At 53.2% G+C, this 21,467-nt stretch carries 12 protein-coding genes; 4 read left to right on the forward strand and 8 right to left on the reverse strand.

Going from position 1 to position 21,467, the window contains the following annotated elements:
* Positions 1 to 148 precede the first annotated feature (148 nt).
* Complete coding sequence (gene hpaB, locus AC06G8_RS07455) at positions 149 to 1,603, reverse strand: 4-hydroxyphenylacetate 3-monooxygenase, oxygenase component (protein ID WP_480284889.1); 1,455 nt, start codon at positions 1,601 to 1,603, stop codon at positions 149 to 151.
* 690 nt (positions 1,604 to 2,293) lie between these two features.
* On the opposite strand from hpaB, the gene AC06G8_RS07460 reads away from it, so the two are divergent.
* Positions 2,294 to 3,550 (forward strand): MFS transporter, encoded by a 1,257-nt coding sequence (locus AC06G8_RS07460; RefSeq protein ID WP_480285401.1) that lies wholly within the window; start codon positions 2,294 to 2,296, stop codon positions 3,548 to 3,550.
* Positions 3,551 to 3,636: 86 nt separating this feature from the next.
* Here AC06G8_RS07460 and AC06G8_RS07465 read toward each other — a convergent pair whose 3' ends face one another.
* The 3 genes from AC06G8_RS07465 to AC06G8_RS07475 all read right to left on the reverse strand — a co-directional run bounded on the left by AC06G8_RS07465 (position 3,637) and on the right by AC06G8_RS07475 (position 6,050).
* Entirely contained in the window at positions 3,637 to 4,521 is an 885-nt protein-coding gene (locus tag AC06G8_RS07465) for an AraC family transcriptional regulator (RefSeq protein WP_447662159.1), read from the reverse strand.
* Between the two features lie 79 nt (positions 4,522 to 4,600).
* Complete coding sequence (locus tag AC06G8_RS07470) at positions 4,601 to 5,077, reverse strand: DinB family protein (protein ID WP_447662158.1); 477 nt, start codon at positions 5,075 to 5,077, stop codon at positions 4,601 to 4,603.
* Positions 5,078 to 5,156: 79 nt separating this feature from the next.
* Entirely contained in the window at positions 5,157 to 6,050 is an 894-nt protein-coding gene (locus AC06G8_RS07475) for a PhzF family phenazine biosynthesis isomerase (RefSeq protein WP_480284890.1), read from the reverse strand.
* Between the two features lie 222 nt (positions 6,051 to 6,272).
* Here AC06G8_RS07475 and AC06G8_RS07480 point away from each other — a divergent pair, with 222 nt between their 5' ends.
* Together AC06G8_RS07480 and AC06G8_RS07485 are read left to right on the forward strand one after the other, a co-directional pair.
* Positions 6,273 to 13,025 carry an S-layer homology domain-containing protein gene (locus AC06G8_RS07480; protein WP_480284891.1) on the forward strand — a complete coding sequence of 2,251 codons (6,753 nt, stop codon included), beginning with the start codon at positions 6,273 to 6,275 and terminating at the stop codon, positions 13,023 to 13,025.
* A gap of 105 nt (positions 13,026 to 13,130) precedes the next feature.
* Positions 13,131 to 14,222: a threonine aldolase family protein gene (locus AC06G8_RS07485; RefSeq protein ID WP_480284892.1), complete on the forward strand. Its 1,092-nt coding sequence runs from the start codon at positions 13,131 to 13,133 to the stop codon at positions 14,220 to 14,222.
* A 1,200-nt stretch (positions 14,223 to 15,422) separates the two neighbouring features.
* Here AC06G8_RS07485 and AC06G8_RS07490 read toward each other — a convergent pair.
* A complete protein-coding gene (locus tag AC06G8_RS07490; protein WP_480284893.1) occupies positions 15,423 to 16,139 on the reverse strand; it encodes a glycosyltransferase family 2 protein in 717 nt (238 codons plus the stop codon).
* A gap of 220 nt (positions 16,140 to 16,359) precedes the next feature.
* Positions 16,360 to 16,812 (reverse strand): VOC family protein, encoded by a 453-nt coding sequence (locus AC06G8_RS07495; RefSeq protein ID WP_447662153.1) that lies wholly within the window; start codon positions 16,810 to 16,812, stop codon positions 16,360 to 16,362.
* Positions 16,813 to 17,221: 409 nt separating this feature from the next.
* Between AC06G8_RS07495 and AC06G8_RS07500 the strand changes: the two genes are divergently transcribed.
* On the forward strand, positions 17,222 to 17,458 hold the full coding sequence (locus AC06G8_RS07500) for a hypothetical protein (protein WP_480284894.1): 237 nt from the start codon (positions 17,222 to 17,224) through the stop codon (positions 17,456 to 17,458).
* Positions 17,459 to 18,006: 548 nt separating this feature from the next.
* Here the strand turns inward: AC06G8_RS07500 and AC06G8_RS07505 are convergent.
* Positions 18,007 to 19,962 (reverse strand): AAA family ATPase, encoded by a 1,956-nt coding sequence (locus AC06G8_RS07505; RefSeq protein ID WP_480284895.1) that lies wholly within the window; start codon positions 19,960 to 19,962, stop codon positions 18,007 to 18,009.
* Between the two features lie 509 nt (positions 19,963 to 20,471).
* Positions 20,472 to 21,329: an HNH endonuclease gene (locus AC06G8_RS07510; RefSeq protein ID WP_480284896.1), complete on the reverse strand. Its 858-nt coding sequence runs from the start codon at positions 21,327 to 21,329 to the stop codon at positions 20,472 to 20,474.
* Positions 21,330 to 21,467: the final 138 nt, after the last annotated feature.

Genomic DNA, 21,467 nt, shown 5'->3' on the forward strand with positions numbered 1-21,467 from the left:
GCGGTCGAGCAGCCGGCAGCCGGCAACATCCTGGCGCGCTGAATCAGCGCTAAGGAGTGCGGCCATGCCTGCGAAGCTTCGCGAACACAAAGTCCCGCCTCAAGACGGCCGTTTTGAGGCGGGACTTTTTCGCAATCAAGCCGGGGCGCTATTTTTCCGACAGGAAATCCAGGATGCGCTGCTTGTATTTCTCTCTTCCTTCATAACCCTTGTAAAGACGGTTCGTCACCGTGGCGGCATTGCCGAAGAAAAACTTCTCATAGACGGCCTGCCTGCCCCCGAATGCGCTGACGCTCAGCTCCCAAGCCAGCCTGGACAGCTGCACATTATCCTTGGCATCCAATCCGACGCCCTTGAGGTAACGCTGCAATTGCTCACCCAGCTTGCCATCGAAGTCCTTTTCCGAGGGAATCATGATGACGCTGCTCGAGCCGATCAGGTGGATGATCTCGATCATGCGGGGGTAAACCTTGGGAAAATAGGCGTTTGCAGCAAGAAGCGGCTTGCGGTCCGGCAGCATGCTTCCCCACTTGTCGCGCTTGGCTCCGATCTCGGCAGCGAGCTGAAGCGACTTGAGCGTCTCCAAAATCACGAGGAGCTCGCTCACCATCTCCACCACATGGACGTTTTGTTCGATGCCCGCCGTCTCCGCCATCGTTTCCGCCACTCCGAGGAAAAATTCTGTTTTGGCAATGTTCTTGCACATGACCTGGGTACCCGCATGGGTGTGAAATCGGCTTTCATCAGAAAGACGATTGGCCATGTTCACGTCGCCGCATAAAAAGACGCGGTCCCACGGTACGAGGACGTCCTCAAAAAGAACGAGGGTATCCATCTCCTCGTATCTAGAACTGAGAGGATAGTCGTAGGCGGATTCCCCTCCTACGAAGCTCTCCCTGCATACGAAGCGGATGCCAGGCAGGCTGCTTGGCACGGCAAAGAAAAAGGAGTAAGGACTTTCTCCTTCATGGAAGGTAGGGAAAGGGGCAGGGTAAACGAGGATTTCATCCGAGGTCGCTCCCTGGGTATCCAGCATGAAAGCTCCCCTGACGATGATGCCGTCCTTGTTTTTTTCCATGACTTTGGCTGCCGGAGCATCTTCCAGTATAGAGAGAAAATCGGACAGCCGGGCGGCTTTGGGCTGGATAAAGACATGCGAAAGGGTAATATCGTTTTCCCGGCAATAGACGTAGTAATTCCTTAGGTTGGCTGCGAACTGAGGATAATTCTTATCCAGAACTCCGGCAGCGGACGAGTAGGCCATCAGGGCGGTGTTCATATAGTCGGGGGCTCTGCCGAGGAAGCCGTTATGGGCATAAGCCCAAGCCTGCATCATTTCCCTGCGGGCGGCGAGATCCTTTTTTGTTTTGGGCTGAAGAAACGAAAGCCCGACACGATCTCCTGTAAGGGGCGAGGTGTAGGTCAATTTGTCTCTCCAGATGTCGTTTACCTGCATATCGTACATCGAGGCTTGGGTCGCAATCAATCCTTTGAAAGCAGCATGCTCGGATACTTTCCCGCTTACCTGCTGTCCACCGATCCGGATATCAGGCAGATTCCGATCCAGGCGTTCCTTATATTGAAGTCCATTTTTAATAGGCATGCAGGCGTGAGCCTCCTTAGCAGTAAATATCTCGTTTCCTTAGCGGATCAAGCTATTATATTCAGACAAGAGGGGCCTAGTTCTGGGGGAACGCTCTGTATCGCAGCTCGGACTGAAGCAGAATTTAAGCTGTTGAATAAAGGAATTTCATGCTGGAAGCGTTTGATAGGCACTCTTCTTCAACAAGTCGGGCCATGCCGTCTGGAACAGTGGACAGGGTGTTTACAATTCTCTCCTGTTTCTGGTAAGATGGCTCAAATGCGATGAAGAGAAGAGTAGGCAGACCCGTTATCTCCGCTAGAAAGCATGCTGCTTTCCATGCGGCCCGGGCGCAAGCGCAGCCGGAAGCGAGAGGCTGGGCAGCCCGGTCAGAGAGCTCCGGCAGCTGGGAAGGAGCAGAAAGCGATTTGCCGAATCAAGCCTCCGAGCATCACATCGGAACCTGCCTAGCGGCGGAGCGATGGTGTGACGGGAGCTCCTGTTACAGAGCTGGAGTATAAGCCTTCCCTAGCCGGATTGCCGTACTCGACGAGGCCTGCATGGCGACATGCAGGCAAAGCTGGGGTGGCACCGCGACGACAAGTCTCGCCCCCAAGACCTAGGTCTTGGGGGTGGGATTTTTTTGTTTGCTTTCGTACGGCGAGAAAAGGAATGAACGAATCAACAACGAGAGGAGAGGCAGCCTTGAAGCTGAAGAGACTTATGGAAACATGGAAGTATCCTTCCATTCTGCTGCTTGGCATCGGCGTCGCGAACATCAGCGGCTGGATTTATTTCATTGCCCTCAATCTGATCGTGCTGGATGCAACGAAGTCCGCCATGGCGGTGTCGATCCTGTACTTGCTTCGCCCTCTCGCCGCCGTGGCGGTCAGCTTCTGGTCCGGCAGCCTCATCGACCGGATGAACAAGCGAAGCCTGATGATCGGCCTTGATGCAGTCCGTGCCATCCTCATCTTCCTGCTGCCGTTGCTCGACTCCATCGCGTACATGTACGGACTCGTGTTCCTCATCCATATGGCGGGCTCTCTGTTCGGACCGGCCTCCGGGACTTACATCGCCAAGCTAATCCCGCCGGAGCAGAGGCCTCGCTTCAATTCGCTGAACGGATTGATCGGATCCGGAGCCTTCCTGATCGGGCCTGCTGTCGCCGGCCTGCTGTTCCTGGCCGGTTCTCCGATGACGGCCATCTACATCAACGCCGCCGCATTGCTGTTCTCCGCAGGGATCACGATGCTGATGCCCGATCTGGAGAAGGGGATGTTCGCGGATCTGCCTGCGCGCGTGGATCGGGACATGATCAGGCAGGATTGGTCGGCTGTCATCGCATTTTACCGAAGCCGCAGCGCCATCCTGATTGTCTGCCTGCTGTTCAGCGCCGTCACGGTTGTCATGGCGACGGCCGTCGATTCGCTGGAGGCCGCCTTCGCGCAGAAGGTGCTCGGGTTGTCTGCCAGCGGGTACGGCCTGCTCGTCAGCATTGCGGGAGCCGGAATCATCGCCGGGGCGTCCGTCAACGCCGTCATCGTCAAGAGGCTGCCGGCATCCGCGCAGATCAGCTTCGGCGCGATCGGCGTCAGCTTCGGCTACCTCGTCTACGCTTTTTCGTCGGGTTTTGCCGGCGCTGCTGCGGGCTTCTTCATCCTGGCTTTTTTCCTTGCATTCGCCAATACGGGCTTTGCGACGTTCTACCAAAACCATATTCCCGTCGGGATGATGGGGAGGATCGGGAGCGTGAACGGATTTCTGGAGGCGATCCTTGTCATGGTGGCGACGGCGGGGTTCGGCTTGGCTGCCGACTGGTATACCGTTCAGGCGGCGGTCATAGCCGGGGTGCTCGTCATGAGCATGCTTGGTTTGTCGCTTGGCTTGTATTTGCTGCGGCCTGCCAAAGCGAGGCTGCCGGCGTCGCAGCCGGATGGCATCATTCGGTTGCCGGAAGACGGATAGGATGAATGGCTTGGCTGCACATTCTTGTGTGTGAAAACGCGAAAACCACCTTCCTGGATACCAGGAGAGGTGGTTTTCTTGTCTTTTCAGTCCGCCTTCTTCAGCGGAACCCATATCTCGCTGACGGAATCTTTCCCCGGCGCGCCGTCTTCCAGGTAGATCTCCAGATCAGCCGTGCCCGCATGTTCATAACCGGAGGAAGGGAACCAGTCGGAGTAGATCCGCTTGGTGACCGACTGGATGGAATCCGGCAGCTGCCCGACGGCGGTAAAGACGGCCCAGGTGGAGGCGGGAACTTCTCTTTCCACGAAATCAACGCCGTCAACCGTCTTGTCGGCCTCAAGCGTTCCTGCGGGAACTTCGACCGCGATCATGTAACGGAAACGATCGGTGTCCGGACTGAGGTCGACGCATGCGCCCATAATAGGACGATCAGGCTGTAGGGAAGCGACCTTGCCGATCGTACCGTTCGAGCCGCTTTCCTGCCAGAACAGCGGAATGCGGCGGAAGTTCTCCCCGTCGACGCAGCCGACCTCGATGGAGGCCCCCGCAATATGGAACGCTTCTTTCTTTTCAATGCGATAATTCATTTCGACATCTCCCTTCAGCGATAGATGAAAGCTCAGCTTGGGAAAGGCGACGAGCGGCGAGCCTTGCCGCTTTGCCATGGAAGGGGTGACGCCATGCGTCTTGCGGAAAGCCTTGGCGAACGCTTCGGGCGTTCCGTAGCCGTATTTCAAGGCGGCATCGATGACCTTGATATCCGACAGGGCAAGCTCCTGCGCGGCAAGAGTCAGCCTGCGCCTGCGGATGTACTCCGCCAGCGGATAGCCCGTCAGAGCGCTGAACATTCTCTGGAAATGGAAGGGGGAGGAGCAAGCCTCCTTGGACAGCGCGCAGAGCTCCAGCTCCCCGCTCAGGTTGTTCTCGATCATGTCCAGCGCCCGGTTCATTCTCGTCAGCCAATCCAAGCCGATCTCTCCTTCATCTCTAGCATAACGAGTTATGGAGCCGGCAGCCTGTTCATTCCTGCTCCCGTTGGACCGGTTCTCAACTCAGGCCGAGAAGGGTCCGGTACGATTTGATGATGCTGAAATGCAAGCCTTCATGATACAACCCTAGCCGGATGAACTGCTCGGGGGTGGACAAGGTGAATCCGGTCGAGGTGGTGTATGGAGACACGCTTTCCTGCATTCGGCCGGAAAGGCCGGCACGGATGCGGTCTGGCTGATCCTGCAGAAGCATGATGAGCTCCTCCATCGTGGCGGCTTGCGCAGATGCGGGCAGAGACGCAGGCGAGGTCCCGTATTCGTATTGCTCCACGAACCCCTCCGGCAGCTGCAGCGGAAGGCCGATCGCCCGGAACGCGAATCGCTCCAGCACGACGTACAGATGGCCGGCATTCCAGCGGATCGAGTTGCGGAAGCCCGGAGGAATGGCGTCCGCGGATCGCTCATCGACACCATTCAGCCGTCCCAGCGTCTGATTCCGCACGAAGTCGAGCTGATCGAATAGGCTTGCATCCATTTCTAATCACTCCTTGGGTTGGTTTTTCTGGCTCCTTGCCCGCCCGTGGCGGAAAGGGTAAGCGTAGTCCTAGCCGGAATCAGATGCTCAACGTCCATTCCTTCACGAATACGGCTGTGCCTGTGATATGTACGGAACGGCTGCCGCCTTCCTCCCCGATCTCGACGTTGACGCGGCCATCGCAGCCGATCTCCTGTCCCTGCTCGACGACCAGCTGCAGCGGAAGCGGTCCGCCGGGTCGGATATAAGCGTCGTAATAAGCCCCCATGACTCCTGAGGCCGTGCCCGTGACGGGATCCTCGACCGTGCCGGAGAAAGGGGAGGAGAAATGGCGGGCATGCAGATCCGCCTCGGGATCGAATGCATGAAGGCAGATGGGATGCACGGATGCCCGGGGCATCTCCGTCAGGATGTCCGGGAACAATTGATTTCGCGGAACCATGCGGGTGAAGGAATCCAGCTGCTTGACCGGTACGATGAGCGTCCAGATTCCCGTGTTTCCGTATACGACGGGCAGCTCGTCGTCCAGATCGGATTGTGCAAGTCCGATGGATTCCGCAAGCGCAGCCCTGGATCCTGCGAAAGGCATGAAGCGGGGCTCCGCCTGCCTCATCGTCATGTCCAGGAATCCGTCGCTCCTTCGCTCGATCCGGATCGGGAGAATGCCTGCCTTCGTCTCCACGGCGAATGAACGGCCTGGCGCGATCATCCCCCGCTCCGTCAGCGCGCACAGCGTCGCCATCGTCGCATGCCCGCACAGATTCACCTCATGCCCTGGCGTGAAATACCGAATCCTCAGATCGGCGCTGTCCGACGGCAGCACAAACGCGGTCTCGTTGAAGCCGACCTTGGAGGCGATCGCCAGCATTTGCGGCTCGGACAAGCCCTCTCCTGCAAGCACGACACCAGCCGGATTGCCCTTGCCGGGAATCGTGCTGAATGCCTCGTGATGACAGACTGAAATCTCAACCATTGAAGCTTCCATCCCTTCCTTCAGCCGAATGAAAACGTTCGGATCGCGCAACCAGATAGAGTCCCCATTATACCATGCCGGTTATCTTCCTATGTCCGATATAGAAATTTATTCCTATTTCCGTAGAATCGCACCTTGTTCCCCTAATAACGCACATCGTCCATGAAAACGGTTCCATCATAAAATGAGAGAGAAAGCGAAAATACGGGGAGGTCTTCTGAAATGAAGCGATTCCGGGCTGCGGCCGCGGCGCTGATGGCACTGGTGCTGCTGCTGGCCAGCCTGCCGGCTTACGGGGCAGGAGCGGCGGCGCAAGGCGGCAATGGAGCGGGGGATATCCCTGCCGGCAAGATGCGGATCAAGAACATGTGGCAGAACAACTATCTGTACGAGGCATCCGACGGCACCGTACGGTACGGCATGACCAATCCGGGAGATGAATCCTCTCATTGGGAGGTGGAGGCGGCAGGAGGCTCCTACTTGATCCGGAACAGCAAGACAGGCCATTACATCACGTCTTCGGAGACGCCGCAGCGCAGGGATGCCTTGAAGGCCCGGCAAGTGGCGAGTCCCTCCGCATCCGAGCAGTGGCTCATCAACCCGACTGCGACGAGCGGATTCATGAACATCGTGAGCGCCGCCGACCCGAGCGGCAAGCGGGCGATCCATGAGGAGGACCAGCTGGGCTTCGCCGAGCTGAGCTCGGACATCAACCTGGAATTCGAAAGCCCTAAATGGATGCTCGTGCCTGTCGACGCGGTCCAGATCGAATCGCGCTTCCATCCGGGCATGGTGCTGTACGAGTATGAAGGGCAGATCGCCGGCCAAGACGCTTCCGTCGTCGGCTTCGGCGCCAAAAGCGACAAGGATTTCAATGCCCAGTGGTTCATCGAGCCCGGGAGCATGCCGGGCAAAGTCCAGATCCGCAACCGCGAGACCGGCCATCTGATCAAGCAGGGGCCTCTCGAATGGGCGGCGATGCCCGCCGGAGATCCCGATCCTGCCGAGCCCGGACTCACCGATTGGCTGCAGGAAAGCTCGGCGGACGGGCTCGGTTATGTTACCTTTGCCAACGGCAAGTTCGATTCCTACCTGCTCAATGCGCAGTTTCCTGACGACCGGGACGCGCGGTCCAACAGCTGGCCGGGAGCCAAGAGCAATCCATCCGCGCAGTGGCGCATCGCTTCCCCTTCGGCGCTGCAGCCGGTCCGGATCGCTTCGTATACCGACGCGAACTCGCCGACGGATTATATCTATGAGGAAGCGGGCGCATTGAAACACGGCGCGCTGGCGGCCGATCCGGCGCGGGCGGCGGACTATCTGTGGTTCGTCGAGGATTACGACGGAACGAAGCGGATCCGCAATTCGGGGACCGGCCACTATTTGACGAGGAGCGGCGGCATGCTGTCTGCTCTGGATGCCGGCTTCGGCACGCCGGAGAGCCAGTGGACGCTTACGCTGTCCGATGACTACGACGATTACCAGACGATCGGAGCAGCAGGCAGCCTGGACAGCTTCGTCACGGGCAACTCCGACGGCACGGTTCAAGCCGCTGCGGATGCTTCTTCTCTAGGCGCCCAGTGGCAGCTCGTCGATCCATCGTTGCCGGCAGACGGAGCCGATCATTATGTGCGTATCCAGAACGGCTGGCAGCCCTTCTACCTGTATGAGACGGCAGATGGCTTGCTCAAATACGGCAATGCCAAAAGCGGGGATGACACCAGCGACCAGTGGCTGATCCGCAAGCATGAGGGGCGCAAGCTGTTCCAGAACAGGCAGACAGGCCATTATATCAACATTTCGGACATGCCGGACGGCCATATTCAGGTCAGTCCTCTCGCGGATCTCAGCAGCGTGGACCGCAGCTTCGTGTGGACGGTGCGGGACACCGGAGGCAACTCCAATCTCATCAGCAGCGTGACGGATAAGGAGCCCGGCAAGCAGCCGGACAAGTTCGTTTCTCTCCAGAACCTGACCAAATACGCTGAATACGGCATCATCAATCCGAGCTGGGGAAGCCCGAAATGGAAGTTCTTGGCGGTGGCCGAGGATCAGCAGCGGCTGTTCAGGTACAAGGTCAACGGATCGGACAACTTGTATTTGAAGGAAACGCAGGAAAACGGCGCGACCGTCGGCATGGTGACGTACGGGGAGGCGGACGCCGGCGACTACTCGGCGGTCTGGTATTCGGAGGATTCCGGCGCACCCGGCAAAATGCTGCTCAAAAACCAGGCTAGCGGACGTTATGTCGCCCTGGAGAATATCGCCGGGCATGAATCGGAGGATGATCCGGCCGAATCACCGGAAACCATCGCGAACGTCAACGCATCGTGGGACAGCGTCAAATGGAGTCTGCAAGACGTGACGGTAGGAGATCAGGTCTATACGACGTTCAAGAGCGGCTGGGCCGGCCACTATCTGATTGCGGGGCAAAGCGCGGACGGCGGCGGCCCGGCTATCCGGCTGAGCAAGGCTGCTGGAGCCGGAGAGCGGCCGGAAGCGCTGTTCACGGCGGAGCCGGTCGTCCTGCCGCCGGCGGAAGCTCCAGCTGGACAATTGCTGCGCATCAAGTCGGCAGGCGGCAAAGGGTATTTGTATGAAAATGCCGGAGGCGTCGTGCTGTACGGCAGCCCGGAAGAAACAAACTCTTACTCCCAATGGGTCATCGTCAAGGAAGAAGACGGAGTGAAAATCCGGAATGCCGCATCCGGCCGCTTCCTCACGCTGAACGGCGACTACAGCTTCCTCGAGAGCAAGGCGGCGGGCAGCGCTGAAGCGCCCGAAGCGTCAAGCTGGGATGTTTCCCGGACGGCGGATGGAGGAGCCTGGCTCATCCGCAGCCTGTATGGAAGCTACAGCGACGAGCTCGTCCATGCGGGCGGCGGAGCCGGTTATGCCGAGCATGGGCTCGTGGCGGACAGCCTCGGCACTTCCCGCTGGATATTCGAATATCCCGAATCCGGCGAAATTCCGTCCATTGACGTTCCCGTGAACAAAAACACCTCGACGCCGGTCCAGGATAACGGCGGTCCGGTTGAAATCTCCCTCGCCGGCGATGCCTCCAAGCTGCTGGCCGACACCGAGGGGGCCGCAGCTTATGCCCCGGCCGGAGCCGGACAAGCGTCGGCCCGCTGGCTCGTCCAGGATTTCAACGGTCGCAAGCTCATCCGCAATACGGCTACGGGCAAGTATTTGGCGGCCGGAACGGACGGCAGCCTCGCTCTGGCGACGGATATGCGCCTTCCTGGCGCTCAGTGGAAGCTGGAAGAGAAGCTCGGTTACAAGCAGCTCCGGAACGCGGATTCGGGCATGTACCTGGAGCAGGGATTGAAGCTGGGCACGGAGGCCGGAGCCGGCTGGCGGCTGGATCCGGTGCGGAGCAGCGTCGAATACAAGGGAAGCGACGCTTTCCATGGCGATGGAGCTTACCGCTTCGCCGTCAATGCGCCGGTTGGCGGTACCTACGCGGTCACGGTCCGCTACCGCTATAACGGCAGCGAAGCGTCGGCAGCCGGCATCGACGCCAACGGACTGGATGTCCAGCCTTTCCAGCTGAAGAGTCAGGCGGGAAGCGCGGAAGCAGCCTTCGAGATTAAGCTGCGCGCAGGCATCAATACGGTGTCGGCGGAAGGGCTTCCAAGCGGCGCCTCGATCGACAGCCTGACGGTTGCAGACAGCGCGGCCCCCGCCTACCGGGGAGCAACGGTGAACTACATCAGCTACGAAGCCGAAGATGCGGAGACGAATGGACAGCATATCGGCCCTTCGCGCAAATACAAGGAGCTGGCATCGGAGGCTTCGGGACGCAAGGCCGTCATGCTGAACAAGCAAGGCGATTACATCGAATTCAAGGCTGCTGCCGAAGCCGACTCCCTCGTTGTCCGCTATTCGATTCCGGACAGCAAGGACGGCAGCGGGGACGAGCAGACGCTCTCGCTGTATGTCGACGGCGTCTTCCGCCAGAAGCTTGAGCTGACCAGCAAGTATGCGTGGGAATACGGCAGCTATCCGTGGTCCAACGATCCGAGGCAGGGCAGCGCGCACCGGTTCTACGACGACATCCATGTCCTGATCGGAGACGTGCCGGCCGGATCGACCGTGCGGCTGGAAAAAGCCGAAGGCGATGAAGCGGCCTCCTACACGATCGACCTGGTCGATCTGGAGAAAGCGGATGCGGCCTACTCCATGCCGGAAGGCTTCCTGGCCGTCACCGACTTCGGCGCGGCCGCGAACGACGGCTTGGACGACACGGCGGCATTGACGGCAGCCCTTGCGGAAGCAGGCAAGCAGGGCAAGGGCGTGTGGTTCCCGGCGGGAGTCTTCACGTTCTCGGATCATGTCATCGACCTTCAGGATGCCGTCATCCGCGGCGCCGGCAGCTGGCATACCGAGCTGGACGGGGCGCGCTTCTACGGCCACGGCGGCAAGGTCAAAGTCTATGACCTGCTCATCGACGGAGGCATCAACGTCCGGGATGACGAAGCGCTCGACAATGCCTTCCACGGCGCGTTCGGACCGGGCTCGGTGCTGCAGAACATCTGGATCGAGCATACGAAGGCCGGGCTGTGGCTGACGCAGCCGATCGGCGAGAAGAAGCGCACGGATGGCCTGTACATGGCCGGACTGCGCATCCGCAACCTGATGGCGGACGGCATCAACTTCGCCGTCGGAACGTCGGACAGCATGATGGAGCAGAGCGACATCCGATATCCCGGAGACGACGGCATCGCGATGTGGTCGTTCACCGACGCCAAGCTTGCGGACGTCAACGGAGCGGAGAGGACGCCGAGCGTGAACAACACGGCCCGCTTCAATACGGTCTCGCTGCCTTGGCTGGCCGACAACATCGTCGTGTTCGGCGGCCGGGACAACAAGATCCAGGACAACATCGCCAAGGATACGATCGCGAATGGAGCCGGCATCGCCGTCTCGACCCGCTTCTCGGCGGAGCCTTTCCAAGGCGCGACCGTCGTGGAGCGCAACACGCTGATCCGCACGGGCAGCGTCGACTCCGGCTATGGAGTCAATCTCGGCGCTCTATGGCTGTATGCGGGGGAGAGCGATATCGGCGGAGACAGCCGAATTCTCGTTCGCGGCAACAACGCTTACGACAGCACCTACTCCGGCCTGATCGTCCATGGGGGCAAGAGCGTGCAGGGAGTCGAGCTTGCGGACAACGTCCTGGACGGAGCCGGGACGAGCGGAGTCGAGATTGCTTCCGACATGAAAGGCTCGCTGAAGGTGGATAATCTCATCATCCGCGGCGAGAGAATACAACGGGTGTCCAATCCGGCCGCGCCGAATTTCACGTTCCTTGAAGTGAACGCCGGCTTCGCATCGGATCCGAAGCCGTTCGAAGTCCGGCTGTCGGACGGTCAGACCGGTCCGTTCCGATTGGAGCCGGGCTCGGCGATGACTGTTCAGGTGCTGGACAAGGACGGAGCGGATGTGACTGCACAAGCCAAGATCTCCGTCTCGCCGCAAGCCGTGGCTTCGTTCAAGGAAGGCAAGCTTGCTGCTGTCGCCGCAGGCGATGCCGATCTTGACGTCCAGATCGGTGAGATCCATCGGGCTTATACGGTGCAGGTCGTCGAACCCGTGACGGCTGAGCCGACGCCGACCCCGACGGGCAGTCCGACGCCGACCCCGACGGGAAGTCCGACGCCAACGCCAACGGGCAGTCCGACGTCGACGCCGACTGGAAGCCCGACACCGACCCCGGCGGGAACCCCGACGCCTACGCCGACACCACCGACATCCATTCCGTCTACAGGCCCGATTGCGACTCCATCGCCCTCGCCGTCACCAACCGCTGCGCCTTCCGCTTCTCCGGGCATGGGCAGCCAAGACGGAGCGTTGCAGAAGGCTTGGACGGAGAAGCTTTTCATCGTGGAAGTCCCTGCGGGAAGCGATGGAAAGGTCTCGTTCAGCGCCGGCGCGCTGGAGGAAGCGGCAAAGAGACAGCCGGAGCTTGTGCTGCAGCTCGTGAACGGACCTGTCTTAATCACGCTGAAGGCGAGGGAGGCTGTGGAATTCCTGCATGCTCAGCCTAGCTCGCTCAAGCCGGCAACCGCGCTTGAATTCCTGCTGCGCCAGCCGGATGAAGCCAAGGCGCGGCTGGCGACGCAAGCCGCGCTGTCGAAGGGCTGGAAGCCGCAAGGAACGCCGGTTGAATTCAGCATCTTCCTGACCACGCCGGATGGACGAAAGGAAGCGGAGCCGAGCGACTGGATCCGATTCGCGTATTCATTCTCTCAGGCAGGGATCGTGAATATAACCGATTCGGCCGTCATTCGCTACGACGAGCTTCTGAATTCCGCTGGTTATGTCCCTGCTAATCTAACGGCATCCCATCAACAAGAAACGCAGCTGACAGCAAGAACAAGCCGCAGCGGCATCTTCATGCTTGCCATCCGACCTTCCGGAATTTCCGGCCTTGACGGTCACTGGAGCGCGAGGGCGGTAAGGAGCCTGGCTTCCAAAGGAATCGTAAGCGGAATTCCGGGAGCCGGCTTCGCTCCGGACAAGCCGGTTACACGCGCGGAGCTCGCGGCCATGCTCGTCCGGGCGTTCGACTTAAACCTCCCGGAACAGGAGACGGACTTCAAGGATGTGTCCGCCGGAAGCTGGTACACCGATGCTGTTGCGGCTGCAGCTGAAGCTGGACTCATGAAGGGCTACGCCGATTCATCTTTCCATCCGGCAGCGCGGGTGACGAGGGAAGAGCTGGCCGTTGTGCTGGCTAGAGCGCTGTCTCATCTTCGGCAAGGGGATGCAGCTGTTCAGACCTCCGCATTTGCCGATGCCGGCTCCATTTCGGGATGGGCGTCCGATTACGTCCGGCAAGCGGCGGCGAGCGGAGTCATGAACGGCTTGCCGGACGGGCGCTTTGCTCCAGCCCAAGCGGCCAGCCGAGCCGAGACCGCGGCAGCCCTGTTCCGCCTGCTGGCGGGAACAGGATGGATGGGTCAATAACATCGCTTGATTGAAAACTTGATCACAACTTGATTCTGTCCTTGCGCCGAACCTCCCCTTTCTGATATACCAGCATAGAGGGTACACGGAAGGGGAGAGTGCAGGATGAAGAAAGAATCCGCTTTGGAGTTAAGCTATCAGGAGGCCGACTATCTGATTATCGGGCATGGTCCGCGCTCCATGCAGGTGCTGCTGGATGCTTTCGAGCAGGCAGATGGATCGCGGTTCAGCGATATGTACGGAAGAGGAGAAGTCATCGAAGCGTTCGAGGCGAAGATGGCGAAGCTGCTGGGCAAGGAAGCGGCCGTATTTTTCCCGAGCGGCACGATGGCTCAGCAGATCGCCCTTCGAATCTGGTGCGACCGCCGCGGCTTCCGCACGGCGGCCTATCACCCGCTATGCCACCTGGAAATCCATGAGGAGAGGGGACTGCATGAGCTGCATGGGATTCGGTCGATCCTTCTGGGCGATCCGGATCGATTGATCACGCTGGAGGATATCCAGGCGGTCCGGGAGGAGATCGGTTGCCTGCTTCTGGAACTGCCGCAGCGCGAGATCGGGGGCCAGCTGCCTTCCTATGAAGAGCTGCAGGCGATATCCGCCTGGTGCAGGGAGCAGGGCATTCCGATCCATCTGGATGGGGCGCGCCTGTTCGAGATCGTGCCTTATTACGGCCGTTCGGAAGCCGAGATCTGCAGCCTTTTCGACAGTGTCTATGTATCCTTCTACAAGGGAGTCGGCGGCATCGCAGGCGCCATTCTGGCAGGGGATGCCGATCTGGCGCAGCAATCGAAGGTGTGGAAAAGACGCCATGGAGGGGATTTGGTCAGCCTTTACCCGTACATCGTCAGCTCGGAGCATTATCTGAACCAGCGTCTGCCGCTGATGGAGACGTACCTGAACGGAGCCCGTGATCTCAGCTCCCGCTTCAACCGCTGCAGCCGCATGCGCACCGTGCCGGAGCAGCCGGTATCCAACATGTTCCATCTGCATCTGGACCTTCCCATGGAGCAAGCATCCGCTCTGCTGGAACAGACGGCGAAGGAGACCGGAGTCGCTTTCCTGCCTTATCTGAAGGAGACTTCCCCGGACTCCTGTGCCGGAGAGATTCATATCGGCGACCGTTACGCCCGCATCCCGGCGGAGAAGCTGGATCAGGCGTTCAAGCTTCTGGAGGAGCTGGCCGAACAAGCTTAATGCCGGTGATGCGTCTCTCTTTCAAAGGGCAGCTGCGCAAGCTTCCTTTTTAGAATCAGGGATCGATGACGCGAGAAAGAGCCGTTCTCTTCCAAAGAGAACGGCTCTTTTTTGTTAACGCAACAATAGGTGATGGCAGCATCAACGATAGTTCAATATCTGATTTACATTCCGATAAACATATTTCTGCTGAAGGGACCCCAGTTTGCTCCCCCGTAACCCGATCTTCCCTCCAAGTTAACAAAACAAGGAAGCACAACGTATAGGACCCCCGTCATTGCATTTACTCTAAAAGTCATGACAAATCTCGTTTTCGAATTGTCCACAGGCGAAATCATTCCCATATCAGGACGTATTAGATTAGCTGGCGAAATTGCTTCGCCCATCCCAACGCTTGCAATTCCAACGGGCCCCACATTGCTTCTAATCCAGTAGTTGGAGATATTTGTCGCCGATGCTAAATCAGTCCGCTGATCGTACATAAGCAATATTTGATTTGGAGCAATTTGTCTAGCCTCCAGAAGTGTGGGATGTGGCATCATCTGTCGGTCGTCCGTAACCGTCGGTAACCCCCAATAAGGTTCGCCAGCATAAGCATATTGGGGCATGAGTGAGTTAATCATTAATCATCCTCCATTTCAATTGAGATAGTCAATTGTCATGGATTAATATATGTAGCCCATGTGTACTTTGTTAAGAAATTCATCACGGTCATATCTCATATCCGACCAAATGTGCCTCATGTAAGTTCACCTTGAATGACTTGCTTTACCATGTGGTCGTCATTGATTCGGCGTTCATTCTGCGAGCCATAGATGAGGCTGTGCATCTTCAGTTTATCCCACAGCTCACTCTGACCCACCAAGGTTAACGCCATTGGGCCTTGGGCATCCATCTTGAAGTTATGCAGAAACCTAACTTCCTCTAGCATCTCCCGATCCAGCAGATTCGTCACGTCGACGATGCATACTGGCTGCACGTGATGGATACCACGCATGAACAGCCATGAATAAAAGTGTCACGGCTATCGTTTCCTCATGAGTGATCTCCTCTTAGATTTTACCAGCCCATCTACTCTTACAAATGTCTTTCTTCTGCTGAAAGAACTCCCATTTCTATAGATAAGAAGCCTTCCGCAACTCCCGGAATCGGGATGCGAAAGGTTCTTGTTAAAAGCAAACTCGAATTTCAGGCCAATCCTTATCCCGGCATGCCGGCAAGGCGCTGTCTCAGCATCGGAGCATAATACGCTCGCATGGATTCAAATTCGTTCGCGACCTGCTGGCCCTTCTGGATCGTTCCCATAGCCGCGTGGCGCCGGTACAGGGTAAGCGGTTCATTCAAGAAGTGCATGCCGACGCCGTTGAGCGCGATCCGGACCCAAAGGTCGTAATCATGGGTATAGGGCAGGCCGGTATTGAACCAGCCGACCGCTCCTGCCAGATGCTTGAGCATCATGACCGTGCAGCCGTTGATCGGGCAATAGTCGAACATGGAGGAGACAAACGCCTTTTTCGTCGGGAACTTCATCGTGGAGCAGTACTGCGTAATCTGGTTGGAAGCGTTGATGGTGTGATAGTCGGTGAAGCTGAACTGCGCTCTCTTCTCTTCCATGAAGGAAACCTGATTTACGATCTTGTCGCGTACGAATACGTCATCCGAGTTGAGCCATGCGATATAGCGTCCTGCCGCTTGCTGCATGCTGTAATTCAGCGCGCTGGCGGTTCCTCCGTTGCTCTTCTGCAAGTAAACAATCCGCGAACGGTAGGGGTCCAGCAGATGCTGATGCATCGTGGAGCCGTCATCGACGACGATCACCTCGATGTTGCTGTAGCTTTGTCCCAGCACGCTGGCTACGGCCTGGCCGATAAAGGGACAATTGTAAAACGGAATTACGACCGTAACGGACGGCAGCACGGGCCCTTCACTCCCTCATTTGGCTCTTTGAGGCAGTGTATGGCGAAGCGTAATGAGGGGGAAGGGCATGTACCCGGCGGCAGTTGCACAATCTGTCTTCTTTCTTGAGCCGTCGGTCGGATCGGCTCCTCCGTCGGGGTAGGGAAGCGAAGGTGTGTCTTGGCCGGACCTTGCAATCTACAGAGATTTCAGTAAAGTCTTTCTATAAACCGTCCCTTACTTATTTGTTACCGAGTTGTTCCGCCAAACCGATTAGAAGTCCTTCAATTCCACGAATGTAGCAGAGCCGATAAGAGTCCTCGTACTGAACCACTTCGCCAACGAGCTGAGCACCATACTTACTGAGTCTGGATACTATTTCGTCAATGTCCTGAACTGTAAACATGACGCGTAAATAACCGAGAGAGTTTACAGGAGCAGTCCGGTGATCTGATATAGTAGGTGGGGTGAGAAATCTCGAAAGTTCAAGTCGGCTGTGACCATCTGGGGTAACCATCATAGCAATCTCTACGCACTGAGAACCTAATCCGGTGACGCGACCAGCCCATTCACCTTCAACATTGGCTCGCCCTTCGAGGCTCAAGCCAATCTCCTCGAAAAAAGAGATTGCGTTGTCAAGGGATTCTACAACGATGCCGACATTGTCCATTCTTATTAATTTGTTTTTTGTCATCGTTTTATCTCCTCGCGTATAAATTTACTACCCGATCATCTTCTCAAGAATTATTATATTATTCTAAATACATATTTTGTAACAATTGTTTACAACAATAAGAAGTCATAGCATAGGAAGATGGATTTGCGGGTATGTCATTTAACGTTCTTGAATTCACGTACCCGATAGCCTTAAGTGACTATGGGAACAGGTCGAAGAATTAGGCTCGCAGTGGTTGAATGGCTGATCCCGCTTCCCTGCTTATCACTACGGTCGGGCCAAGGGTGCCAGCCCGCAGCGTGAACACGGTGTTATCTGATGCCGGTGCCTTCTTCGAATTGCTCACAAAATATGCTCCTCATTCTTTAGAATGGGGTTGTATCAATGTTAAAATGACTATAATTAGGGTTGAAAGGAGTTGTTAATCTTGGCTGTTAGTAAAGATCGGATTGACTATCTCATTAATCACTTGTCTGAAAGGGATCTTGAACTTGTTACTGATTTGATGGAGCGTTTGATCCAACAAAATAAACATTCGGAAACTCCTCTTGATGATGAGCCTACTACTTCAGACGACTTGACCACTATTACATCTGCTCACGATGCCATGGAAAAAGGCGAGCTAATCAATCTAAAGGATATTGAACATGAATTACGAAGTTAAGTTCTATAAAGAGGCAATTAAAAGTATCCAAAAACTAGATAAACCAACTCGAAATCGTATTCTTGATCATATCAACATTCTATCAGAGAATCCCAAACATCCAGAACTAGATATCAAAAGATTGTTTACTCTATTTTTAATGATCAGTTAATCATTGTAATAATCAAAGTTGGTTCACGTGATAATGTTTACAAAGCATAGAGGCGCTAATTAGTGTCTCTTTTTTAGGTTTTTAATATTGCACCGATTTCAGCTAACGTTGCGCATTCCTGACGTTCAAATAGCTTAAGTGACCGAAGGGAACGGGTCGTCAGCAGACTTAGCTGGTTGGATGTGTCGTCTGAATTCACCCCTCAGAAAATCCTCTTGGTGACCGAGGAGAGAAGCGACGCAGCAGGAATGCATTGTTATAAGATGTCCCCGACTGCGAAGCGATTTACTCATATAGATTTTCAGTATGAATATACCTTTAAATATAGCGTAGTTCTATAGAGAGATTATTTCAGAACATTATTAATCGCTTCAATTAATTTAATAAATTGCTTTCTTTATTCTTCGGTAAGATCGTTTGCATTGTTTTGTCTAGTCCAACTAACATATGCTTTAGCAAGCTTATATTTAGAAAAATTGCTTATCTCACGGGAAAAGACATCGATAATTGGCCGGTTTAGTTGTGTTTGAGCTGTTCCGGAAACGTCCACGCCAAACTCTTCTATTGCAACTTTTATTAAAGTTTCTCGAAGCAAATCTTCAATTTCAGATTTAGCAATTCCAACACAATAGTCCTTAGTTCTTAAAATCCTCTTATTCCCAAGCGTATGAACTAAGTTTTCTTGCTGAGCTGCTTGGTCACCAGCTGTATCAGAATCTAGAAGAGCAGCAACTTTTAATTTATGCGCGTGCAAAATTGTTGCATAATAAACTACTTTTCCTGCTGAGTTTGCGAATACCAAAGCAATTTTATCACTGAGGTCGACAACATCACCTGAACGTAATAGTTCTGCCGTAGCTTCTATATACCAATAATCTGTAATTCCCTCTAATATTAGATTTCGTTGTTGAGAGAACAAGCTTTGAGCTAAATCATAGCCTAATGCCTCTTGTAAAGGTAAAAGACCTGCTGGATCACTTGAAGAAATAGTTGTATGTACCGTTGTCCCTTCTTTACGATTTTTTAATTCAACAACTCTTACAATATCTAATTCATCAGGACCTACAAGAAATGGTGAATGAGTTGTAAAGATTGTTTGGTTTGTCTCTGCAAGTCTTGAGATGGTTTCTCTCAAGTCTCGTTGCTTCAGTCCATGCAAACTCATTCCAGGCTCATCAAGCAAGAGAATTGCGTTTTCATGTTTATCTATAGCTTCAGAGAAAAAAACAACAAAAAATGAAACAAGCCATTGAAATCCTTCTGATCTTTGATCAAGTTCAATATCAACCCCAATATCATCTTCTACAACTACCTTTAAGTACTGGGCGTCAGCAGTAACCTTTAATTTATCTGCTTCTGGTCTATCTGGATTTGGCATCCATACTTTTCTAATCTCATCTGTAAGTCTTACACTGGCAGAGTTTAACTGATAGCTTCTCGAATCTAATTTATCTCTATATTCCCTTAATCCATCAGGATCATTTCGTGTAGGACTAGGTGTATTTCCAATATCAGCAAGTTGTCTTGGTGTAAATCCAAGTAGCTTTAATAAACAGAGATTTCCGTAATCATAATATTCGTCATCTAGAATGTTCTGTTCAACCCTTTGAGCCAGGTGTTCCAAATGTATTATAGGTTTAACTTTGAAATAATTATTAAACAAGATGAATATTGGTGTTTGTGTATCGAGAACCTTCAGCACTTCATCTATTTTAGAATTAAACTCTATTTTTTCAATTAAGTTTGTATATCGGTTTTCTTCTTTTTCATTATCCTCTTCAACGAACTGATAGTATTTCTCAAGCCATGATTTAAGTAATTTTGATGTTTCGCCTGAAATTAGTTTATCTTCCGACCATACATTCGTTAATTCCTTAAATGATTCACTTGGGTTTATACCTTCCACTTCGTTGTATTGTTTATCCATGTGAGAAGTCATTCTAATGAAGTCTTTCTTTATGTCCTTATAGTAGATCTTCTCTGGACTTCCTTCTAAATTACGATATACCTTATTATCCAATTTCTTATAAATTTTGTACTGACAATGATGAAATTCAGAAGGAATAAGTTTTTTATCCTCAATCTCTAATTCAAAATACCCAGTGACTACAGTAATTTCGCTAGGTTTAATTTTCCCCGTTTGGATATCATTCAAACGGGAACGAGGATAATCGCGCAAGTAATCAAACCCCGGAATTTCCTCAGGTTTGTTGAGTTGTTGAATAGCCTTTAACAATACAGTTTTACCTGCTTCATTAGGCCCGACCAATATTGTTTTTAGCTTTTCAACATCTATGTCCCCTGAATCTATTATGCTTCTGTAATTCTGAACTCTTGCTTTTACTAATCTCATATTTTATTTCTCCTTTTATTCTCATTTGTAATACGCAATGTTTTTTTAAAAATTTTATCCTGCGTTCAAATCTTCACACGAGTTATCTTGTGCTCATATTCAGGTGCTTAGTGGGCCATTTTTACGGGGATTTCTTACAACGTCTATTGTATTCACGAACCCTAGAGGCTTAAGTGACTGTAGGGAATGGGGCGTCAGCCTTAGCCTCGCAGGTGTTGTCTGGCTGAACCCTGCTTCCTAGTTTCTTCGCTTCGGACCAGACAAAGGGCGTCAGCCCGCGTGATTGCGGTGTTAGGCGAAGTACATCACTTCAATGAAAAGCTGCCGGTCAATTAAGCGTAGCGTTCGACAAGCCGGGTCCGTAGGAGTTAGCCTCGCAGATGTGTCTGGACTGGTGAGTCTGCCAGCTCCGGCCAGACCAAGGGCGAATGCCCACAGCATGAATACAGTGTTATAGAATGTCAGCGCCTTCTTCGAAGTATTATAAAATATATTTGGCGCAGTCTTTCTTACTTTTCGTACCAACCTTGATACCTACGGGCTGGAAGGCTTTGGTTGCCACTCTTTTCAGAGTTACATGCTCTACATAATAACTGTATATTTGAAACGTCATTGAATCCATATAGATTTAAAGGAACTATATGATCATAATTTTCTTTGTTATCCAAGGATAAGTATCCACTCAAATCTTTCCCGCACTGTACACACATTCCTCTATCTCTAAAATAAACAGCTCTTCGTACCCACTCAGGAATGTTGACTCTATTCAATTTATAATTATCTCTAACAATTTCTTGTAAACCACTTGAACTTAAAATTTGCTTCGCTTCTTCATCTCCATGACACATTTCTAAATACGATGCAAATAACTTATTTAAATCTTGAAGTAGTTCTCTATTTAAAAATATTATATAAAATACATCTTCGCTGAGTAATTCAATAATTTTATAATATTCATCTAACTCGAACAGATACTGGTAATATTCGTAAAAACGATCTTCCATTAAAATTTTATCATCAATGTCTTCTAACCAATCCATAAATGTTATATATTCCATTTTGTATTCAAGAAATACATACTCAAGTGGTGTAATATAAGAAGGAATATCAAGATTAAAGTTTGTTCTATCAAGACAATTTGACATTGTTAAATTATTAGACTCTTCATTAAATAATGCGTCTACTACAAACTCTATAAACCTATGGAGATTACTTTTTTTTCTGAATGGATATACGAAATCAAAAACTCCATTATTAGAAAATATTTCTTCAAAATTCCTTAAGTATTCAAAGGGATTTTGAAGAACGCCTTGTATAATGCTTGCATAATGATATGTACCAAGATATTTCATATCAATGTATGACATTTAACTTACGCACCTTTTACATTGCATATTTTTATATTTAAAACTTATGTCTGATTTATTCAATCTTCAGTTACAAAAAAACCGTGCATTATGTACTTCAATTATTTTTTGCGCTGATTTCTTATAACGTCTCTTGTA

It is taken from the genome of Paenibacillus sp. SJS-P3, from assembly GCF_056711585.1.

Bases quoted from the DNA above. Each gene is read 5' to 3' on its own strand.
- hpaB (WP_480284889.1), bottom strand. From the start codon at position 1,603: ATGCCTATTAAAAATGGACTTCAATATAAGGAACGCCTGGATCGGAAT.
- AC06G8_RS07470 (WP_447662158.1), bottom strand. From the start codon at position 5,077: ATGGATGCAAGCCTATTCGATCAGCTCGACTTCGTGCGGAATCAGACG.
- AC06G8_RS07475 (WP_480284890.1), bottom strand. From the start codon at position 6,050: ATGGTTGAGATTTCAGTCTGTCATCACGAGGCATTCAGCACGATTCCC.
- AC06G8_RS07480 (WP_480284891.1), top strand. From the start codon at position 6,273: ATGAAGCGATTCCGGGCTGCGGCCGCGGCGCTGATGGCACTGGTGCTG.
- AC06G8_RS07485 (WP_480284892.1), top strand. From the start codon at position 13,131: ATGAAGAAAGAATCCGCTTTGGAGTTAAGCTATCAGGAGGCCGACTAT.
- AC06G8_RS07495 (WP_447662153.1), bottom strand. From the start codon at position 16,812: ATGACAAAAAACAAATTAATAAGAATGGACAATGTCGGCATCGTTGTA.
- AC06G8_RS07505 (WP_480284895.1), bottom strand. From the start codon at position 19,962: ATGAGATTAGTAAAAGCAAGAGTTCAGAATTACAGAAGCATAATAGAT.
- AC06G8_RS07510 (WP_480284896.1), bottom strand. From the start codon at position 21,329: ATGTCATACATTGATATGAAATATCTTGGTACATATCATTATGCAAGC.